The organism is Pseudomonas sp. TWI923, from assembly GCF_039673365.1.
Classification (GTDB): domain Bacteria; phylum Pseudomonadota; class Gammaproteobacteria; order Pseudomonadales; family Pseudomonadaceae; genus Aquipseudomonas; species Aquipseudomonas sichuanensis.
On record NZ_JBDJLM010000007.1, the window covers coordinates 89998 to 110243 of the forward strand.

The 20246-nt window shown below is 64.4% G+C and carries 21 protein-coding genes; 16 read left to right on the top strand and 5 right to left on the bottom strand.

Going from position 1 to position 20246, the window contains the following annotated elements; all coding sequences use genetic code 11:
- Window positions 1-46: 46 nt before the first annotated feature.
- The gene (icd, locus tag ABE459_RS05420; protein ID WP_125464659.1) at window positions 47-1303 is read right to left on the bottom strand and encodes an NADP-dependent isocitrate dehydrogenase; all 1257 of its coding nucleotides are present in this window, start codon (window positions 1301-1303) and stop codon (window positions 47-49) included.
- 482 nt (window positions 1304-1785) lie between these two features.
- Here icd and ABE459_RS05425 point away from each other — a divergent pair, with 482 nt between their 5' ends.
- The 9 genes from ABE459_RS05425 to ABE459_RS05465 all read left to right on the top strand — a co-directional run bounded on the left by ABE459_RS05425 (window position 1786) and on the right by ABE459_RS05465 (window position 10694).
- The gene (locus tag ABE459_RS05425) at window positions 1786-4011 is read left to right on the top strand and encodes an NADP-dependent isocitrate dehydrogenase (protein WP_323828855.1); all 2226 of its coding nucleotides are present in this window, start codon (window positions 1786-1788) and stop codon (window positions 4009-4011) included.
- 191 nt (window positions 4012-4202) lie between these two features.
- Window positions 4203-4643, top strand: coding sequence for an NUDIX hydrolase (locus ABE459_RS05430; protein WP_323828853.1), 441 nt, complete (start codon window positions 4203-4205; stop codon window positions 4641-4643).
- Between the two features lie 58 nt (window positions 4644-4701).
- Complete coding sequence (mnmA, locus tag ABE459_RS05435) at window positions 4702-5826, top strand: tRNA 2-thiouridine(34) synthase MnmA (RefSeq protein ID WP_323828851.1); 1125 nt, start codon at window positions 4702-4704, stop codon at window positions 5824-5826.
- On the top strand, window positions 5823-6443 hold the full coding sequence (gene hflD / locus ABE459_RS05440; protein WP_125859279.1) for a high frequency lysogenization protein HflD: 621 nt from the start codon (window positions 5823-5825) through the stop codon (window positions 6441-6443). Before mnmA ends, hflD begins: the two co-directional genes overlap by 4 nt.
- Before the next feature lie 142 nt (window positions 6444-6585).
- On the top strand, window positions 6586-7956 hold the full coding sequence (purB, locus tag ABE459_RS05445; RefSeq protein ID WP_110993192.1) for an adenylosuccinate lyase: 1371 nt from the start codon (window positions 6586-6588) through the stop codon (window positions 7954-7956).
- Window positions 7957-8037: 81 nt separating this feature from the next.
- Window positions 8038-9204: a cupin domain-containing protein gene (locus ABE459_RS05450; RefSeq protein ID WP_323828848.1), complete on the top strand. Its 1167-nt coding sequence runs from the start codon at window positions 8038-8040 to the stop codon at window positions 9202-9204.
- Window positions 9197-9622, top strand: coding sequence for a GNAT family N-acetyltransferase (locus ABE459_RS05455; protein ID WP_125464665.1), 426 nt, complete (start codon window positions 9197-9199; stop codon window positions 9620-9622). Before ABE459_RS05450 ends, ABE459_RS05455 begins: the two co-directional genes overlap by 8 nt.
- Window positions 9623-9752: 130 nt before the next feature.
- Window positions 9753-9995: a DUF1654 domain-containing protein gene (locus tag ABE459_RS05460; RefSeq protein WP_125464666.1), complete on the top strand. Its 243-nt coding sequence runs from the start codon at window positions 9753-9755 to the stop codon at window positions 9993-9995.
- A gap of 6 nt (window positions 9996-10001) precedes the next feature.
- On the top strand, window positions 10002-10694 hold the full coding sequence (locus ABE459_RS05465; RefSeq protein WP_323828845.1) for an endonuclease I family protein: 693 nt from the start codon (window positions 10002-10004) through the stop codon (window positions 10692-10694).
- Between the two features lie 6 nt (window positions 10695-10700).
- Here ABE459_RS05465 and ABE459_RS05470 read toward each other — a convergent pair whose 3' ends face one another.
- From ABE459_RS05470 to ABE459_RS05480, 3 genes are all read right to left on the bottom strand, one after another.
- Window positions 10701-11126 carry a GTP pyrophosphokinase gene (locus tag ABE459_RS05470; protein ID WP_125464668.1) on the bottom strand — a complete coding sequence of 142 codons (426 nt, stop codon included), beginning with the start codon at window positions 11124-11126 and terminating at the stop codon, window positions 10701-10703.
- A gap of 115 nt (window positions 11127-11241) precedes the next feature.
- Window positions 11242-11811 (bottom strand): SPOR domain-containing protein, encoded by a 570-nt coding sequence (locus ABE459_RS05475; RefSeq protein WP_110993186.1) that lies wholly within the window; start codon window positions 11809-11811, stop codon window positions 11242-11244.
- A 79-nt stretch (window positions 11812-11890) separates the two neighbouring features.
- Complete coding sequence (locus ABE459_RS05480) at window positions 11891-12487, bottom strand: TetR/AcrR family transcriptional regulator (protein ID WP_323828842.1); 597 nt, start codon at window positions 12485-12487, stop codon at window positions 11891-11893.
- 92 nt (window positions 12488-12579) lie between these two features.
- Between ABE459_RS05480 and ABE459_RS05485 the strand changes: the two genes are divergently transcribed.
- The 4 genes from ABE459_RS05485 to ABE459_RS05500 all read left to right on the top strand — a co-directional run bounded on the left by ABE459_RS05485 (window position 12580) and on the right by ABE459_RS05500 (window position 17294).
- Window positions 12580-13179: an NAD(P)H-dependent oxidoreductase gene (locus ABE459_RS05485; RefSeq protein ID WP_323828840.1), complete on the top strand. Its 600-nt coding sequence runs from the start codon at window positions 12580-12582 to the stop codon at window positions 13177-13179.
- Window positions 13180-13281: 102 nt separating this feature from the next.
- A complete protein-coding gene (locus tag ABE459_RS05490) occupies window positions 13282-13788 on the top strand; it encodes a sigma-70 family RNA polymerase sigma factor (protein ID WP_110993183.1) in 507 nt (168 codons plus the stop codon).
- The gene (locus ABE459_RS05495) at window positions 13785-14762 is read left to right on the top strand and encodes a FecR family protein (RefSeq protein WP_323828838.1); all 978 of its coding nucleotides are present in this window, start codon (window positions 13785-13787) and stop codon (window positions 14760-14762) included. The genes ABE459_RS05490 and ABE459_RS05495 overlap by 4 nt, the downstream gene beginning before the upstream one ends.
- Before the next feature lie 93 nt (window positions 14763-14855).
- Window positions 14856-17294, top strand: coding sequence for a TonB-dependent receptor (locus ABE459_RS05500; protein WP_258704686.1), 2439 nt, complete (start codon window positions 14856-14858; stop codon window positions 17292-17294).
- 6 nt (window positions 17295-17300) lie between these two features.
- Here the strand turns inward: ABE459_RS05500 and thpR are convergent, their stop codons facing one another.
- Window positions 17301-17846, bottom strand: a complete 546-nt coding sequence (gene thpR, locus ABE459_RS05505; protein ID WP_323828834.1) for an RNA 2',3'-cyclic phosphodiesterase — start codon at window positions 17844-17846, stop codon at window positions 17301-17303.
- Window positions 17847-18050: 204 nt separating this feature from the next.
- On the opposite strand from thpR, the gene lpxO reads away from it, so the two are divergent.
- The 3 genes from lpxO to ABE459_RS05520 all read left to right on the top strand — a co-directional run bounded on the left by lpxO (window position 18051) and on the right by ABE459_RS05520 (window position 20190).
- Complete coding sequence (gene lpxO, locus ABE459_RS05510; RefSeq protein WP_110993179.1) at window positions 18051-18950, top strand: lipid A hydroxylase LpxO; 900 nt, start codon at window positions 18051-18053, stop codon at window positions 18948-18950.
- Window positions 18951-19196: 246 nt separating this feature from the next.
- Window positions 19197-19541, top strand: coding sequence for a carboxymuconolactone decarboxylase family protein (locus tag ABE459_RS05515; RefSeq protein ID WP_125859290.1), 345 nt, complete (start codon window positions 19197-19199; stop codon window positions 19539-19541).
- Window positions 19542-19620: 79 nt separating this feature from the next.
- Complete coding sequence (locus tag ABE459_RS05520; protein ID WP_125464676.1) at window positions 19621-20190, top strand: N-acetyltransferase; 570 nt, start codon at window positions 19621-19623, stop codon at window positions 20188-20190.
- Window positions 20191-20246 lie beyond the last annotated feature (56 nt).

The following is a 20246-nucleotide window of genomic DNA, read 5'->3' on the forward strand; positions in this document are numbered from 1 at the left end:
GCCGCTTCTTTAATATAAAGAGGCGGCCGGTTTTTTTTTGCCCGCCTTACATGTGCTTGATCATGGCCTCGCCAAAACCGGAACTGCCGACCAGCGTCGCACCGTCCATCAGACGTTCGAAATCATAAGTCACCGTCTTGGCCGCAATCGCCCCATTGGTACCCTTGATGATCAGGTCGGCGGCCTCGGTCCAGCCCATGTGCCGCAGCATCATTTCGGCAGACAGGATTACCGACCCCGGATTGACCTGGTCCTTGCCTGCGTACTTGGGCGCGGTGCCATGGGTAGCCTCGAACATGGCCACGGTATCCGACAGGTTGGCCCCCGGCGCAATGCCGATGCCGCCCACCTCCGCCGCCAGCGCGTCAGATAGGTAGTCACCATTGAGGTTGAGCGTGGCGATCACGTCGTATTCGGCCGGGCGCAGCAGGATCTGCTGGAGCATGGCATCGGCGATGGCGTCTTTGACGATCACTTCACGGCCGGTCTTGGGGTTCTTGAACTTCATCCACGGGCCGCCGTCCAGCAGTTCGGCGCCGAACTCGTCACGGGCCACTTCATAACCCCAATCCTTGAACGCACCTTCGGTGAACTTCATGATGTTGCCCTTGTGCACCAAGGTCAGCGACTTGCGATCGTTGTCCACCACATACTGCAGGGCCTTGCGCACCAGGCGCTTGGTGCCCTCCCTGGAAACCGGCTTGACGCCGATACCGCAATCCTGATCGAAACGGATCTTGGTAACGCCCATTTCCTCCTTGAGGAACTTGATCACCTTGTTCGCTTCGGGCGAGCCGGCCTTCCACTCGATACCGGCGTAGATGTCCTCGGAGTTCTCGCGGAAGATCACCATGTCGACGTCACCCGGCTTCTTCACAGGGCTGGGCACACCCTGGAACCACACGACAGGCCGCAGGCACACGTAGAGGTCGAGCTGCTGACGCAACGCCACGTTGAGCGAGCGAATACCACCACCGACCGGCGTGGTCAGCGGCCCCTTGATCGACACTACATAGTCTTTCACGGCATCCAGGGTTTCCTGGGGCAGCCAGGTGTCCTGGTCATACACTTGCGTGGCCTTCTCGCCGGCATACACCTCCATCCAGGCGATCTTGCGCTTGCCGCCGTAGGCCTTCTGCACGGCTGCGTCCACCACCTTGATCATCACCGGCGAAACGTCCACGCCGATACCGTCGCCTTCGATGTAGGGGATGATGGGGTTGTCGGGAACATTGAGCGAATGGTCTGCATTGACGGTGATCTTGCTGCCGTCAGTCGGAACCTTGATTTTCTGGTATCCCATGCTGCACTACTCCGCTTTTCGCTGGTGTGATTGAAAAACGCGCGATGCACTGAGCCTAAACCAGGATTGCCGAGCTGCAAGCTGCAAGTTTCAAGCGGCAAGAGAGGAGCTGTTCTTGCAGCTTGCAGCTGACAGCTCGAAGCTGCCGCCCTGCGGCATTGCGCCACATTGCCCCTACGTCTTTGGTCTTATAAATGGCGCGATCGCACTTGACCTTGCTGAATCGACCAAAGGGTTTGATATACTGCGCCGCGACCGCAGGGTCATCGGGGCGAATCCCAGGAAAATGCGGACCGCCCTTGGCCATGAATGGCCACGAAGCCTGGGCTGTTACCGCACCCCAGCACTTGACGCTCGACTGATGCATCCACCATCACCGCTCGCAGCCTCTCGACTTTCCGCTCATGGCGATGCCAGGGCGAAGCGCCTACCCTGCGCACCTCGAGACTCGAGTACGCTCAGCACATAGAGAGTTAACCCGCATGCCCACCCGTTCCAAGATCATCTACACCTTCACCGACGAAGCCCCCGCCCTCGCCACCTATTCGCTGCTGCCGATCGTCGAAGCGTTCACCGCTTGCGCCGACATCGCCGTCGAAACCCGCGACATCTCCCTGGCCGGCCGCATCCTCGCGGCATTCCCGGAGCAACTGGGCGCCCAGAAGCAGGTAGCCGATCACCTGGCGGAACTGGGCCAGCTGGCCACCACCCCTGAAGCCAACATCATCAAGCTGCCGAACATCTCCGCTTCGGTTCCGCAGCTCAAGGCCGCCATCAAGGAACTGCAAGCCAAGGGCTTCAACATTCCTGACTACGCCGACGAGCCGGCCAGCGCCGAAGAGAAAGAATCCCGCGCCCGCTACGACCGCATCAAAGGTTCGGCTGTGAACCCGGTACTGCGCGAAGGCAACTCCGACCGCCGCGCGCCGCTGTCGGTCAAGAACTACGCCCGCAAGCACCCGCACAAGATGGGCGCCTGGGCTGCCGACTCCAAGTCGCACGTTGCCCACATGACCCAGGGCGACTTCTACGGCAGCGAGAAAGCCGCACTGATCGAAGCTGACGACAGCCTGCGCATCGAGCTGGTCGGCAAAGACGGCAGCACCACCGTCCTGAAAGAAAAGACCGCGGTCAAAGCCGCCGAAGTCATCGACTGCGCCACCATGAGCCGCAAAGCGCTCAAGGCCTTCATCGCCGAACAGATCGCCGATGCCAAGGCCTCCGGCGTGCTGCTGTCGGTGCACCTGAAAGCCACCATGATGAAGGTCTCCGACCCGATCATGTTCGGCGTGATCGTCGAAGAGTTCTACGGCGACGTGCTCAACAAGCACGCCGCAGCCCTGGCCGAAGTGGGCTTCAACGCCAACAACGGTATCGGCGACCTGTACGCCCGCATCAAGGACCTGCCAGCTGACAAGCAGGCCGAGATCGAAGCCGACATCCAGGCCCTGTACGCCGTTCGCCCGGCCCTGGCCATGGTCAACTCGGACAAAGGCATCACCAACCTGCACGTACCAAGCGACGTCATCGTCGACGCCTCGATGCCAGCGATGATCCGCGACTCGGGCAAGATGTGGAACACCGCCGGCGAGCTGCAAGACGCCAAGGCCGTAATCCCGGACCGCTGCTACGCCGGCATCTACCAGGCCACCATCGAAGACTGCAAGGTCAACGGTGCCTTCGACCCGACCACCATGGGCAGCGTACCGAACGTTGGCCTGATGGCGCAGAAAGCCGAAGAATACGGCTCCCACGACAAGACCTTCCAGATCAAGGCCGACGGCGTCGTGCGCGTGGTCGATGGCAAGGGCCAGGTCGTTCTGCAGCAGGACGTCGAAGCCGGTGACATCTTCCGCATGTGCCAGACCAAAGACGCGCCGATCCAGGACTGGGTCAAGCTGGCCGTCAACCGCGCCCGCCTGAGCAACACCCCGGCGGTGTTCTGGCTGGACCCGGCCCGTGCCCACGACGGCGTGATGATCGAGAAGGTGCAGAAGTACCTGAAGGATCACGACACCACTGGCCTGGACATCCGCGTCCTGGCCCCGGTCGACGCCATCAAGTTCTCCCTGGCCCGCATCCGCGAAGGCAAGGACACCATCTCGGTGACCGGCAACGTGCTGCGCGACTACCTGACCGACCTGTTCCCGATCATGGAGCTGGGCACCAGCGCCAAGATGCTGTCGATCGTCCCGCTGATGAACGGCGGTGGCCTGTTCGAAACCGGCGCCGGCGGTTCGGCACCGAAGCACGTGCAGCAGCTGGTCGAAGAGAACTTCCTGCGTTGGGACTCGCTGGGTGAATTCCTGGCCCTGGCCGCCTCCCTGGAGCACCTGGGCAACACCTACGCCAATCCGCGCGCCAAGGTGCTGGCCAACACCCTGGACCAGGCCACCGGCAAGTTCCTCGACACCAACAAGTCGCCTTCGCGCAAGGTCGGCGGTATCGACAACCGTGGCAGCCACTTCTACCTGACCCTGTACTGGGCGCAAGCCCTGGCCGCCCAGAGTGACGACGCTGCCCTGCAGGCGCGCTTCGCCCCGCTGGCAAAAACCCTGGCCGAGAACGAAGCGACCATCGTCGCCGAGCTCAACGCCGTTCAGGGCAAGCCGGCCGACATCGGTGGCTACTACGCCCCGGATGCCGAGCTGACCGCCAAGGTGATGCGCCCAAGCCAGACCCTGAACAGCGCCATTGCCGCCCTGTAAGGTTCGCTTGACGTAACAGCACAAACCCCGGCCACGCACCGGGGTTTGTGCTTTCTGGAATATAGATTTCTAGCGGCCAACGCGAACCCTGTGGGAGCGGGTTCACCCGCGAATGCGTTATTTGCGCCACCATCGCATTCGCGGGTAAACCCGCTCCCACAGGGTCCGAGCAGGCCCTTAAGGAGCTATCAATGACCTGGCAACCCCACATCACCGTCGCCACCATCGTCGAGCACGACGGCAAGTTCCTCTTCGTCGAGGAGTTCAAGGCCGGCCAGCACGTCTTCAACCAACCCGCCGGCCATCTCGAAGCCAACGAGACCCTGCCCCAGGCCGCCCTGCGCGAAACCCTGGAAGAAACCGCCTGGGAGGTCGAACTCACCGGCGTGGTCGGCATCTACCTCTACACCGCCCCCAGCAACGGCGTGACCTACCAGCGCATCTGCTTCGCCGCCCGCCCTGTGCGCCACCACGAAGACCTCGCCCTGGACAGTGACATCGTCCGCGCCGTGTGGCTGACCCGCGACGAGTTGCTGGCCGCCCCCACCCGCTGGCGCAGCGAGCTGGTGCCGCGCTGCCTCGACGACTACCTCGCAGGCCCGTTGCACAGCCTCGAACTGCTCCGCGACTGACGCCACGCCGCGGGTTTGATAGAATCCGCGCTTTTCCCCCTGATACACACCGGTAGCCATGACCAGCCCAGCACTCAAAGACCCCGCCAAGACCCGCGTCATCGTCGGCATGTCCGGCGGCGTGGACTCTTCCGTTTCCGCCCTCCTGCTCATCGAGCAGGGCTACCAGGTGGAAGGTCTGTTCATGAAGAACTGGGAAGAGGACGACGGCACCGAATACTGCACCGCCCGCGAAGACCTGGCCGACGCCCAGGCCGTGTGCGACCGCATCGGCATCAAGCTGCACACCGCCAACTTCGCCGCCGAGTACTGGGACCACGTGTTCGAGCACTTCCTCGAAGAATACAAGGCCGGCCGCACGCCCAACCCGGACATCCTCTGCAACCGCGAAATCAAGTTCAAGGCGTTCCTCGACTACGCCCTGTCGCTGGGCGCCGACCTGATCGCCACCGGCCACTACGTGCGCCGCCGCGACACCGGCGCGATCACCGAACTGCTCAAGGGCCTGGACCCGAACAAGGACCAGAGCTACTTCCTGCACGCCGTCGGCGGCAAGGAAATCGCCCGCACGCTGTTCCCGGTCGGCGAACTGGAAAAACCCGAAGTGCGCGCCATTGCCGAGAAACACGGCCTGGCCACGGCCAAGAAGAAGGACTCCACCGGCATCTGCTTTATCGGCGAGCGCCGCTTCAGCGACTTCCTCAAGCAGTACCTGCCGGCCCAACCCGGCGATATCCAGACCACCGACGGTGAAGTGATCGGCCGCCATCACGGCCTGATGTACCACACCATCGGCCAGCGCCAGGGCCTGGGTATCGGCGGCCTCAAGGATGCCGGCGACGAGCCATGGTACGTGCTGCACAAGGACCTGGCCCGCAACGTACTGGTGGTCGGCCAGGGTAACGAGCACCCGTGGCTGTTCTCCCGTGCCCTGCTGGCCTCGGAAATCTTCTGGGTCAACCCCATCGACCTGAGCAGCCCGCGCCGCCTCACCGCCAAGGTGCGCTACCGCCAGGGTGACCAGCACTGCACCCTCGAACAGACCGAAAACGGCTACCGCGCCGTGTTCGACGAGCCGCAACGCGCCGTCACCCCCGGCCAGTCGGTGGTGTTCTACGACGGTGAAGTGTGCCTGGGCGGCGGCGTGATCGAAATCGCCGAGCCGTGGAGCCCGCGCGCATGAGCAACCTGCAGGAGCAATTGATCGCCCTGGGCGGTGTGTTCCAGGCCGCCGTGCTGGTAGACCGCATCGCCCGCACCGGCCAGGCCAGCGAAGCGACGCTGGGCTGCATGCTCGGCAGCCTGCTGGTGCGCGACCCCAAGGACACCCTGGAAGTATTTGGCGGCGACGACCTCAACCTGCGCGACGGCTACCGCGCGCTGGTCGGCGCCCTGGAGCGCGACCCCAGCAGCCTGCAGCGCGAACCACTGCGCTATGCGTTGTCGATGCTCGGCCTGGAACGCCAACTGGCCAAGCGTGGCGACCTGCTCGACACCATCGGCAACCGCCTGCCGCAGATCCAGTCCCAGGCTGAGCATTTCGGCCTGGTTCACGATAACGTCATCGCTTCCAGCGGAGCCTTGTACCAGGACACCCTGAGCACCCTGCGCCAGCGCATCCAGGTGCACGGCGACATGCGCTTCCTGCAGCAAGCCAACAATGCCTCGAAGATTCGCGCCCTGCTGCTGGCCGGCATCCGCGCCGCGCGCCTGTGGCGCCAGCTGGGCGGGCACCGCTGGCAGTTGGTGTTCAGCCGACGCAAATTGCTCAACGAGCTGTACGGCATGATGCAGGGATAAGCTGCAAGCTCTAAGCTTCAAGCGGCAAGTAAAGGCGATACAGCGTACTGCTTCTACTTGCCGCTTGTAGCTTGCAACTCGCCACTGCTTTTTTCATGTATGATATGCGCCCCCCAAAAGCCTGACTGTCCGAGAACACCCCATGCAGCTCTCTTCGCTCACTGCGGTTTCCCCTGTAGACGGCCGTTACGCCGGCAAAACCCAGGCCTTGCGCCCCATCTTCAGCGAATTCGGCCTGATCCGTTTCCGCGCCCTGGTCGAAGTGCGCTGGCTCCAGCGCCTGGCCGCCCATCCGCAAATCGGCGAAGTGCCGGCGTTCTCCGCCGAAGCCAACGCCGTGCTGGACAGCCTGGCCACTGATTTCAAACTTGAGCACGCCGAACGCGTCAAGGAAATCGAGCGCACCACCAACCACGACGTCAAGGCCATCGAGTACCTGCTCAAGGAGCAGGCCGCTCAACTGCCTGAGCTGGCCAAGGTCAGCGAGTTCATCCACTTCGCCTGCACCAGCGAGGACATCAACAACCTGTCCCACGCCCTGATGCTGCGCGCTGGCCGTGACGAAGTGCTGCTGCCACTGATGCGTCAGATCGCCGAAGCGATCCGCACCCTGGCCCACACCCACGCTGCCGTGCCGATGCTGTCGCGCACCCACGGCCAGCCGGCTTCGCCGACCACCCTGGGCAAAGAACTGGCCAACGTCGTCTACCGCCTGGAGCGCCAGATCGCCCAGGTAGCCGCCGTGCCGCTGCTGGGCAAGATCAACGGCGCCGTGGGCAACTACAACGCCCACCTGTCGGCCTACTCGCAGATCGACTGGGAGCAGAACGCCCGCGCCTTCATCGAAGACGAGCTGGGCCTGGTGTTCAACCCCTATACCACCCAGATCGAACCGCACGACTACATCGCCGAGCTGTTCGACGCCATCGCCCGATTCAACACCATCCTCATCGACTTCGACCGCGACGTCTGGGGCTACATCTCGCTGGGCTACTTCAAACAGAAGACCGTCGCTGGCGAAATCGGCTCCTCGACCATGCCGCACAAGGTCAACCCGATCGACTTCGAAAACTCCGAAGGCAACCTGGGTATCGCCAACGCACTGTTCCAGCACCTGGCCAGCAAGCTGCCGATCTCGCGCTGGCAGCGTGACCTGACCGACTCCACCGTGCTGCGCAACCTGGGCGTGGGCTTCGCCCACAGCGTCATCGCCTACGAAGCCAGCCTCAAGGGCATCGGCAAGCTGGAAGTCAACGAAGCCCGCATCGCCGCCGACCTGGACGCCTGCTGGGAAGTCCTCGCCGAGCCGATCCAGACCGTGATGCGCCGCTTCAACATCGAGAACCCCTACGAGAAGCTCAAAGAGCTGACCCGTGGCAAGGGCATTACCCCTGAAGCGCTGCTGACCTTCATCGACGGCCTGGATATGCCGGCCGACGCCAAGGCCGAGCTCAAGCAGCTCACGCCTGCAACCTATATCGGCAACGCCGTGGCCCAGGCCAAACGCGTCTAAGCTGACCGTCGCGTTCAACGCCCGGCCTGGCCGGGCGTTTTTATTCCCGTACAAAAATTACGTTTTATCAATAGGTTGAACATGAATTCTGTTACTCCACTGCAACTGCTGGGCGGCCTTACGGCCCGTGAATTCCTGCGCGACTACTGGCAGAAGAAGCCGCTGCTGGTGCGTCAGGCCTTCCCCGACTTCACCAGCCCGATCGACGCCGACGAACTGGCCGGCCTGGCCCTGGAAGAAGAAGTCGAGTCGCGCCTGGTGCTCGAGCACGGCGAGCGCCCATGGGAGCTGCGCCGCGGCCCGTTCGCCGAAGACGCCTTCAGCGACCTGCCCGAGCGCGACTGGACCCTGTTGGTCCAGGCCGTGGACCAGTTCGTGCCGGAAGTGGCCGAGTTGCTGGAAAACTTCCGCTTCCTGCCCAGCTGGCGTATCGATGACGTGATGATCAGCTACGCCGCCCCCGGTGGCAGCGTCGGCCCGCACTTCGACAACTACGACGTGTTCCTGCTGCAAGCCGACGGCAAGCGCAACTGGAAAGTCGGCCAGATGTGCAACAGCGACAGCCCGCTGATCGACCACGCCGACCTGCGCATCCTCGCTGACTTCGAACAGAGCGACGAGTGGACCCTGGAGCCAGGTGACATGCTCTACCTGCCGCCGCGCCTGGCCCACTACGGCGTTGCCGAAAACGAATGCCTGACCTACTCGGTAGGCTTCCGCGCGCCGAGCGCCGCCGAAGTGCTGACCCACTTCACCGACTTCCTCGGCCAGTTCCTGCCCGAAGAAGAGCGCTACAGCGACGCCGACGCCCAACCGGTCAGCGACCCGCACGAGATCCAGCACGACGCCCTCGACCGCCTCAAGGCCCTGATCGACAAGCACATGTCCGACAAGGACCTGCTGCTGACCTGGTTCGGCCAGTTCATGACCGAGCCGCGCTACCCCGAGCAGGTGGTAGGCGAGGAGCTGTCCGAACAGGATCTGCTCGACCACCTCGGCCAGGGCGCTATCCTGATCCGCAACCCGAGCGCACGCCTGGCCTGGTCGGAGTTCGGCGATGACCTGCTGTTGTTCGCCAGCGGCCGCAGTTGCCCGCTGCCGGGGAAACTGCGCGAGCTGCTGAAACTGATCTGCTCCGCCGACGCCCTGCACAGTGAAAACCTGGCCGAGTGGCTGCAGGACGAAGACGGCCTGATGCTGGTCCAGCAGCTGGTCATGCAAGGCAGCCTGGGGTTCGCCGATGAATAAGATCAGCGTTCGCCTGGCCGACTGGCACAAAGACAACGCCGACATCCACCGCATCCGCAGCGCCGTGTTCATCGCTGAACAGCACGTGCCGCCAGAGCTCGAGTTCGACGCCGAAGACCCTACGGCCGTGCATTTCCTGGCCATGGAAGGCGAATACCCGATCGGCACCGCGCGCCTGTTGCCCGACGGCACCATCGGCCGGGTGTCGGTGCTCAAGGACTGGCGTGGCCTGCACGTGGGCGATGCGCTGATGCATGCGGTCATCAGCGAGGCGCAGAACCGCGACCTCAAGCAGCAGATGCTCAGCGCCCAGGTGCACGCCACCCCCTTCTACGAGCGCCTGGGATTCCGCGTGGTCAGCGAGGAGTTCCTCGAGGCCGGTATCCCGCACGTCGACATGGTGCGTGATTCGCGCTGAATCACTGAGCAACGCCTGGGGCCGCCTTGCGGCCCCAACCCCTTCGATCACGGCTTTCTTCCTGCCTGTTATTGCGAAATTGCCTACAGTGAAATACTGTATGCACATACAGCAAAACAAGGAACAGCCCGTGGCCAGCACCTCCGCAGCAACGCCAAGCAGTTATGAACAACTGGGTCAGCGCATCCAGAAGATCATCAACAGCCCAATCGCCCAGCGCAGCCGCGCCGCCTTGATCTTCCGCCTCGAACAGGAAACGCCCGAAGACTGGGACACCCTGCTCGCAGAAATCGCCGAGAACGACAACGTCACCCTCGCCCACCGCGATGACGGCGGCGTGCAGATCTTCTGGACCGTTCCGCAGGAAGACTGACCGCCCATGAGAGTTCTGCTTTACGCGGCCACCTGCCTGCTATTGACCACCCCGCTTGCCCAAGCCGACGCCCCACGCACCTTCCAGGAAGCCAAGCAGGTCGCCTGGCGCCTGTATGCGCCGCAATCCACCGAGTTCTACTGCGGCTGCAAATATAACGGCAACAAGGTCGACCTGGCCTCCTGCGGCTACACGCCGCGCAAGAACGCCCAGCGCGCCGCGCGCATCGAATGGGAGCATATCGTTCCGGCCTGGCAGATCGGCCACCAGCGCCAGTGCTGGCAGAGCGGCGGGCGCAAGAACTGCGCGCGCAACGATGTCGCCTACCAGCGCGCCGAAGCCGACCTGCACAACCTTGTACCGAGCATTGGTGAAGTGAACGGCGACCGCAGCAACTACAGCTTCGGCTGGCTGCCGGTGCAGCATGGCCAGTACGGCAGTTGCCTGACCCAGGTCGACTTCAAGGCGAAAAAAGTCATGCCGCGCCCGTCGATCCGCGGGATGATCGCGCGCACTTACTTCTACATGAGCCAGCAGTACGACCTGCGCCTGTCGAAACAGGATCGCCAGCTGTTTGAGGCGTGGAACAAGACCTACCCGCCGCAGGCGTGGGAACAGCAGCGCAACCAGCGGGTTGCGTGCGTGATGGGCCATGGCAACGCATTCGTCGGGCCGGTCAACCTCAAGGCCTGTGGCTGACGGCGCTCAGCCCAGTGTTTGCAGGTAGGCGCTGGCCTGCTGGTAGCGGACCAGACGGGCGAGATCCGCCGGGCCCGGGCAGGCGATGCGCGACAGGTCGCTGTTGTCGGCCAGGTCTGCCAGCTTCACTTCACGGGCCAGCGGGTCGACGCCCAGGCGGATGACGAAGGCTTCGTAGCTTTCGCCTTCGCGCCGGCTCAGGGCCAGCAGCGCGGCGAGTATCTTCAGCGGGAAGCCTTCGCGGGCAAGGTCGGAGAGGGTGAACGGGGTGTCTTCCAGCACATCGTGCAGCACCGCGACGATCCGCTGCTCGGGCGTGGTCACCCGCGCCATCACCCGCAGCGGGTGGAGAATATAGGCCGCCCCACCCTTGTCGTACTGCCCTTCATGGGCCTTGATGGCCAGCGCGATGGCACGTTCCAGCGTTGCCATGTGGCTCTCCTGCTCAGCGTTCGCCCCCTCAGCATAGCCGGTAAAAATGTCCTTCGACATCAAGGCCCTGCCAAGGGTAAGCCGCTCGCAACATGACAGCTTCTTGACGGTCCTGTCAGCGCTCGACACCGTGCTGGATAACCACCGAGTCGGTCCCAAGCTTGGCCATCACCTCCGCCTTGCGCGCATCGGCCTCGGCCTTGCTCGGGTACGGCCCGATCAACACCACCGGCTTGCCCTCGCGGTATTCGACCCAGGACGGGATGCCCTTCTCGATCAGGCGCGCGGTCATGTCGGTCAGGGCGCCCATGTTCGGCCCTTGGATCACTTCCACATCCCAGCCTTCCGGCGCCGGCTGGTCAGCCAGGGCTTCGGCGCGGCGCTGCAGCTCGGCGCCGCCGCAGATTTCGCGGATGCGCAGGTCATTGCCGGTTTCATCGATGATGATCTGGTACTGGCCGTCGCGCTTGATCGCCACGTAGCTGCGATACGCCTCGTACTGTCCGGCATCGTCCTTGCCGCGCACCTGGCCGCAGATGGAGCCCTGGGTGTCGAAGCGCACATTGGCGAACTTGGCCGTCTTGGGGTTTTTCAGGTGCTCAGCCACCTGGTTGTGTACCCCTTCGACCTCGTTGTTACAGCCCGCCAGGGCCAACACCGCCATTACCACAGCCAGTTTGCGCACGCGTGTACCTCCAGATTCGAAGGGGCGGATTCTAGCATGACCAATGCTTGAGTCCGGGGGTTATCCCACCAGCGCCGGCTCATCGCCGGCTGACCATCGCGACAATGGTCGCCTGCAATTCCTGGCGGGCGGCCTCAGGCGCAAGCTCCCCGCAAGCGGCTGCCTGCGACAGTGCCTCGGCAGCCCCGACCAAGGCCCGCAAGCCAGCGGCATCGATGTCGCCACCTGCGGCGAACGGCGCCAGCGCCTGTCGGCACTTGTCGAGAAACGGCCCCTCGTAGGCGCGTTTGAGAGCCTCCATTTCCGGTGAACCCGCCAGCGCCGCGCTGACCCCGGGAATCTCCCGCCCTTGGCTCATCACGCAATTGACATAGGCGTCGGCGATCACCTGCGCCCGCCCTGCCAGGTCGGCCGGGCCGCCGGCCAGGGCGCTGTCGAGCATGGCGGTCTGGCGGGCGTCGTACTCCTGGTACAACGCCACCAGCAGCCCGGTGCGGGTCTCGAAGTGGTCATACACCACAGGCTTGGTGACCCCGGCCTGTTCGGCCAGCCGACCCAGACTCAAACCTTCGGTACCCTCTTCGCGCACCAGCTGCCAGGCCACATCGAGCAACTGACGGCGGCGCTGCTCACGTGAAAGGCGCTTGCGCGAGGGGGTCTTGTCATCGCTTGACATCGCTTACCTACCAAAAGTAACTTACCAAGGGTAACTTACCGCGAGTATATAGCGCTCACGGTTTTCCTGCACAGCTTGATGGAGTCTTCGCCATGCATGCCCTGATCGTCATTGGTCACCACGACCCAGCATCCCTCACCCACGCGCTCGCCGGGCAGATCGCTGCCGGTTTGCACGCCGCCGGCCATACCAGCGAGTTCGCCGACCTGGGGGCCGAGCAGTTCGATCCGCGCTTCGGCCTTGCCGACCACGCCGTGCACCGGCGCCAGGCTGCGGCCCCGGCAGACGTGCTGGCCGAGCAGGCGCGCATCGCACGGGCCGACACCCTGGTGCTGGTCTACCCCATCTACTGGTGGTCGCTGCCAGCCTTGCTCAAGGGCTGGGTGGAGCGGGTGTTCAGCAATGGCTGGGCATTCGACTACCACGCCGACGGCAAGCTGATCAAAAAGCTCGATGGCCTGACCGTGCACCTGGTCGGCGTGGCCGGGGCCGACGCTAGCACCTTCGAGCGCCACGGCTACAACCAGGCGATGACGACGCAGATCGAACACGGCATCTTCGACTACTGCGGCGCCGAGGTGCTCAGCACCACGCTGCTCACCGACAGCGAAATCCAGGACAACCACGCCAACCTCGAACGTGCACGGCAACTGGGCGAGCGACTGTTCGAAGGCCATCTCGCCCTCGCCTGAGCCGCACTAACCGGGGGCGGCAGACCACCGCCCCATTGCAGCAACCCGAGCGACCCGGCTACTATTGAGAACGATTTTCACTAACACTCTGGAAACCGGTCGTTGGACAGCACTTCAACCCGCAAGCTGGGCTTCTTCTTCAGCGACCACCATCGCTGGCTGCTGCAACACATCAACAAGCGCCTGCGCAACCGTGCCGACGCCGAGGACACTGCCGCCGAAGCGTTCTGCCAGATGCTCGGCGCGCGGGTCGACCCAGATAGCATCCAGCAGCCCCGCGCCTACCTGTCGACCATCGCCCGCCGGCTGATCTTCGACCGTCACCGTCGCCGCCAACTCGAACAGGCCTACCTGGACCGCCTGGCCCTGTTGCCGGAGCCAGTGGCCCCTTCGGCCGAGGAACAACTGCTGCTGCTCGAAGCGCTGGTCACCATTGACCAGGTGCTCGATGGCCTGCCGGATATCGTCAAGGCGGCCTTCCTCTATAGCCAGCTCGATGGCCTGAGCTACGTCGACATCGCCGCCAAGCTGAACCTGTCCGAGCGCACCGTCAGCCGCTACATGAAGCAGGCGCTGCGCCAATGCTACCTGTGCGAGCTGCAGCCATGAGCCGCCAAGTGCTCGACAGCATCAGCGAACAAGCCATCGACTGGATGGTGGAACTCAACGCTGGCGGCCATGACGCCAGCCTGCCCGCGCGCCTGCAGCACTGGCTGGGCCAGGACCCTCGGCACCAACAAGCGTGGGACTTGCTGCAACAGCGCCTTGGCCGCCCCTGCGCGGTACTGCGTGGCCTCGATGCACGCGCCCCCGGCCAGACCGAAGCGACCCGCCGCCTCCTGTTGCAACCCACCCGCAGCCGCCGCGACGTGCTGCGCACCATGGCCGGCCTTGGTCTTTTGGGCGGCGGGCTATGGGCCGGCTGGCGCAGTGACGCGGCCCTGGGCTGGCGGGCCGACCTGCATACCGCCAGCGGCCAGCGCCGCAGCTTCACCCTGGACGATGGCAGCCGCCTGAGCCTCAACAGCCACAGCGCGGTCGACGTGCTGTTCGATGCCGGCCAACGCCTGGTGGTATTACGCCGCGGCGAGCTATTGATCCAGGTCGCGGCCGACCCGCAACGCCCGCTGCGGGTACGCACCGCGCAAGGCCAGGTGCAGGCCCTGGGCACGCGCTTCCTGGTCCGCCAGGAGGCAAGCTCGACCCGTGTGGTGGTGCTGCAACACAGCGTACGCGCCAGCCTCGCCGACGGCCGCCAGCTCGACCTGCAGGAAGGCCAGGCCGCCTTGCTGCGCAGCAGCGGTATCGAGCTGCTCGCGCAGGAACAACGCCAGCGCGCAGCCTGGCTCGAAGGCCGCCTGGAGGTGCTCGACGAGCCGCTGCACCAGGTGATCGACGCCCTGCGCGACTACCAGCCCGGTTTCATCCGCCTGGCTCCCGAAGTGCGCAGCCTGCGGGTACAAGGCGTGTTCCCCCTGGATCAGCCCCGGGAGGCCCTGCAGGCCATGAGCGAAACCCTGCCGATCCGCATCGAACACTACGGCCCGTGGCTGACCCTGATCGGGCCGGCGGCTGCGGGTTGAAAATATTTTTGAAAATCATTCGCAAAGGTGTCCGGTTTTCATTTCTCGTTGCACCTAACTCCTGACAGCCAACTTCAAACTCGGGAGAACACCGTGCACAACCTATGGCCCCGCGCCCTGCCCCTCGTCATCGCCCTGAGCAGCCTCAGCGGCTTTGCCCAGGCGCAGACTCAGTCGTTCAACCTGCCGGCGGCAGACCTGGCCACCACGCTCAACCGCATTGCCAGCCAGAGCGGGCACATCATCGCCCTGGAGCCCGGCCTGGTGCGCGGCAAGCAGGCCCCGGCGGTGGTCGGTGAGATGAGTGCCGAACAAGCCATGCAGGCCGCCCTGGCCGGTAGCGGCCTGCAACTGCGGGTGACCGCCAGCGGCCACTTCAGCGTGGCGCCGGCCACCCTGGAGGGCAACGCGCTGGAGCTGGGCAGCACCAGCATCAGCGACAACTACCTGGACGCCACCAGTGAAGGCAGCGGCAGCTACGCCGCGCGTGCCGTCACCCTCGGCAAGGGCGTGCACACGCTCAAGGAGATCCCACAGTCGGTCACCGTCATCACCCGCAAGCAGCTGGACGACCAGGGCATCACCGACCTGCAGGACGCCGTCAACCACACCACCGGCCTGGTCGGTGCCCAAGGCATCGGCCCAGGCGTGGTCATCACCTCGCGCGGCTTCCAGATCGACGACTGGCAGTACGACGGGGTGCCGATCCAGCGCAACAACTACTCGCTGGGCAACTGGGCAACCCAGGACCTGGTGTTCTTCGACCGCGTGGAAATCCTGCGCGGCGCCTCCGGCCTGCTGCAAGGTACCGGCAGCCCGGGTGGCGCGATCAACCTGGTGCGCAAGCGCGGCCAGGCTACCCCGACCGTCGCCCTGACCGGCAAGGCGGGCTCCTGGGATCACTACGGCCTGCAGCTGGACGCCGGCGGCCCGTTGACCAGTGATGGCCGGGTACGTGGGCGCGTGGTGCTGGACGAAGACCAGAGCGACAGTTACATCGATTACCAGTGGAGCAAGAACCACTCCCTGTATGGCGCCCTGGACATCGACCTGAACGACGCCACCACCGTGGGTGGCGGCATCAGCTACAGCCGCCAACAGTCGCGCCCGATGCTGCGCGGCATCCCCCGCTACGCGACCGGCAAGGCGGTGGACCTGCCCCGCTCCACCTACACCGGTGCGCGCTGGAGCCGCGCCGAGACCGACGTCACCACCTACTACCTCGACCTCGAGCACCGTTTCAACGACGACTGGACGTTCAAGACCGCCGCCGTGCGCATGGACGAAACCAATACCTCTACCCACCAGCGCGTGCAGACCATCGACCAAGGCCTGGCCCCCGATGGCACGGGCGTCAGCTATGCCGACTGGATCACCGACTTCCACAACACCAAGCTCGGCCTGGACATGAACCTGGTCGGGCATTTCGATACCGGCTCCGTGGCCCACGAGGTGACCCTGGGTGGCAACTACGCCAAGCTGACCTCCGACGATGCCTATTGGCGCAACTTCGTCGACGATCCCGACGACAACATCTTCGCCATCGATCACAACCGCCCGGAACCTAGCCGCGACAGCCTGCTCGCCGGCGACATGGGCCGCGCCAACCGCGCCAGCTACGACATCCGCCAGAAAGGCCTGTATGGCGCCTGGCGCGTCAAGCCGGTGGAGGACCTGACCCTGGTGCTCGGCGCGCGGGTCAGCTGGTTCGACTACCGCTGGGATTCGACCGACTTCAATGGCCCGAACGAGCCCGGTAACCAACACCCGACCAGCCGCATGACCGAGACCGGGCAGGTCACGCCTTATGCCGGCTTTGTTTACGACCTGACCCGTGAATGGGCCTGGTACGCCAGCTACACCGATGTGTTCGTGCCGCAGACCGAGCGCGCCGTGGGTAACACGCCGCTCAAGCCGGTGGTGGGCAGCAACTACGAGACCGGCCTGAAAGGCGAACTGCTCGACGGCCGCGTCAATGCCTCGCTGGCCGTGTTCCGCTATGACCAGGAAAATCGTGCCGTCACCGACGTCGCCTCGGGCTTTGCCTGCGATGACTGGTACTGCTCGACCGCTGCAGGCAAGGTGCGCAGCCAGGGCGTCGAAGCCGAGGTCAGCGGCGAAGTGCTCAGCGGCCTGCAACTGTTCGCCGGCTATACCTACAACACCACCAAGTTCCTCGACGACCCGGACAACAAGGGCCGTGTATTCAGCCAGTGGACCCCCAAGCACATGCTGCGCGCCTGGGCCGACTACACCCTGCCGCTGGACGGCCAGCGCTGGAGCACCGGGCTGGGCTTCACCAGCCAGAGCCACACCCTGGGCTACGAGCGCAACTATGAAGTGGCAGGCTACACGGTCTGGAACGCACGCCTGGCCTACCAGCTGACGCCCGAGGTGAACCTGGCGGTCAATGCCAACAACCTGTTCGACAAGAAATATTGGGTGGCCGGCTTCAACCAGCTCAATGGCAGCAACAACTACGGTGAGCCACGCAACTTCATGTTCACGGTCAAGTACACGCCGCAGTTCTGATCCGCCTCAATCCGCCAGGGGCCATTCTGCCAGCGGCCAGTACTGGCCCTTGCGCGACTCGTACAAGGTGAAGCTGCGCGCCGCCAGGAAGAACTCCGGCGCTTGCGCCGCCTCCGGCAGCGGCCCGCGAAAGTCCCGTGACAGCGTCAGGTGCGGCCGGTACTCGCGCACCTGCGCCTCGATACCCAGCGGCAGCACTGCCTGCTGCAGGGCATAGACCAACTGGCGCAGGGCCGCTGGCGCCTGCTCGGGCTCAAGCACCAGGGCGCTCGCCCGCGGCCACACCTGCAACCGGTCGAGCACCACCCGCAGCGGCGCATCCGGGCGCGGCAACGGCTCGACGGCGGCGCACACCGCCGGCACCAAGGCCGCATCCACATCCCCCAGGAACAACAAGGTCACATGGAAGTTGTCCGCCGGCACCGGCTTGCCGCTGCGCAGATTGAGGCCACGGCGCCACTGGGCGATGGCGCGGCGCTGTCCATCACTGACCGAAAGGGCGAAGAACAGGCGCTTGAACGGTGCGCCGCTGGGGCGGGATTCCTGGACCATAGGGCGTTCCTTGTCAGAAGATTGGGGCAATCCAAAACACAAAGCGCATGGAAAAACCAGTTGAATCGTTTGCGCAAGCTGTAGGCCATTACACCTAAGTCGCCCGGAATTTACGTAACAATAAGTACAATCCCTGACGATGTTTGTTTATGCTGGCGGGCTTATGCCATGGCGCATGGCCATTTTTTAGACAAGTAACCGTCCATGAAAATTGCACTCGTACTGATCTTCGTCCTCTCGATCGCCTATGTTCACCTGCGCGGTCGGGTTCGTCACAAGCTGACCCGCCAGCTGGGCGACCACTCCAGCTTCCTCGCCCCGGTCAACAGTTTCCTTTACCTGTTCTCCAGGCTCCCCGCCAAACCCTACCTGCCGGTCGAGGCGTTCCCCGAGCTGCAACCGCTCAAGGACCACTGGCAGGAGATCCGTGCCGAGGCCCAGCAACTGCTGCATGCCGGCGAGATCAAGAAGTCCGAGAATTACGATGACGTCGGTTTCAACTCATTCTTCAAGACCGGCTGGAAGCGCTTCTACCTTAAGTGGTACGGCGAGAGCCATCCCTCGGCGATGAGCCTGTGCCCGCGCACCACCGAGCTGCTGCAGGGTATCGGCACGGTCAAGGCGGCGATGTTCGCCACCCTGCCACCGGGCGCCAAACTGGTGCGCCACCGCGACCCGTACGCCGGGTCCTACCGCTACCACCTGGGCCTGGACACACCCAACGACGACGGCTGCTACATCGATGTCGACGGCGAGAAGTATTCGTGGCGCGACGGCGAAGCGGTGATGTTCGACGAGACCTACATCCACTACGCCGCCAACACCACCGAGCACAACCGCATCATCCTGTTCTGCGACGTCGAACGCCCGCTCAAGTACCGCTGGGCGAGCGCCTTCAACCGCTGGTTCAGCCGCAACGTCATGGCCGCCGCCGCCGCGCCCAACGATGCCAATGACAAGACTGGCGGCATCAACCGCCTGTTCACCCGCATCTACAAGATCCGTGAACGCGGCAAGGCGCTGAAGAAACGCAACCGCATGCGCTACTACCTGGAAAAGTGGGCCGTGGTCGCAGCACTGGTGCTGGTGTTCATCTACATCTGACCCACCACTACCACCAGCCCACACACCACTGTAGGAGCGGCCTTGTGTCGCGAAAGGGCCGCAGCGCGGCCCCAGGATTTCAGCGTAAAAGCAGAAATCGCCAGGGCTGCTCTGCAGCCCTTTCCGGCCGGTCCGGCGCCCCGGCAAGGCCGCTCCTACAAAGCCCCTGCCCTCCTGATCCAGCCCCTCCCGCCAAACATGGACTAGCCTCAAAGCTCCCCCGACCAACCTGACAAGGTGAAGACGATGAGCATGATGGACTGGGACGCCTACCGTAAGCAGTTGATGGCCGGCATCGGCGATCTCAAGCAACTGTCTCCCGATACCGTGGCCGGCTACATGACCGCCAGCGGCGCCGGGGCCAAGACCAATCACCTGGACGCCAAGACCCGCGAGCTGATCTCCCTGGCCGTGGCGGTAACCACCCGCTGCGACGGTTGCATCGCCGTGCATTCGCAGCAGGCGGTCAAGCACGGCGCCACACGCGAAGAAATCGCCGAGGCCCTCGGCGTGGCGGTGGCGATGAATGCCGGCGCCGCCCTGGTGTACTCGGCCCGGGCCCTGGATGCGGTCGGCAAAGCCAGCAACTAGCCCCTTCACGGCGCCAGCGCCCTTGCGCGCCGGCGCCGCGACACCCAGACTTGGCGGCCCAGCCCGCGCAGGAGCCGCCATGATCCACATCCGCCCCATGACCCCGGAAGACTTCCCGCGCTTCTGGCCAACCTTCCAGGCCATCGTCCAGGCCCGCCAGACCTACGCCTTCGACCCCGCCCTGAGTTACGAGCAAGCCCTGGCGCTGTGGCTTGAAGCACCGCTGCGCACCCTGGTGGCCGAAGAAGACGGCGAGCTTCTCGGCTCCTACTACCTCAAGGCCAATGCCGCCGGCCCCGGCGCTCATGTTGGCAACTGCGGCTACATGGTCTGCGAGAACGCCCGGGGCCGCGGCGTGGCGCGGCTGATGTGCGAACACTCGCAGAAGCTGGCACGCCAGGAAGGCTTGCTCGCCCTGCAGTTCAATTCGGTGGTGGCAACCAACGAGGTGGCCGTGGCGCTGTGGCACAAGCTCGGTTTCGAGACGGTCGGGCGCCTGCCCCGGGCCTTCCGCCACGCCCAGCTGGGGCTGGTGGACTGCCTGGTGATGTACAAGTGGCTGGCCGATGAGCCCGTCGTGGAAAAGCCCCCCCTGCTGATCGGCCGCAAGAATATCGAAGCACGGGTGTCGCGCCGGCGCGGTCGCTGAAGCATGGATTAGCTGTGACACCTGTCAGGCCTTATCGCCGGCAAGCCGGCTCCCAC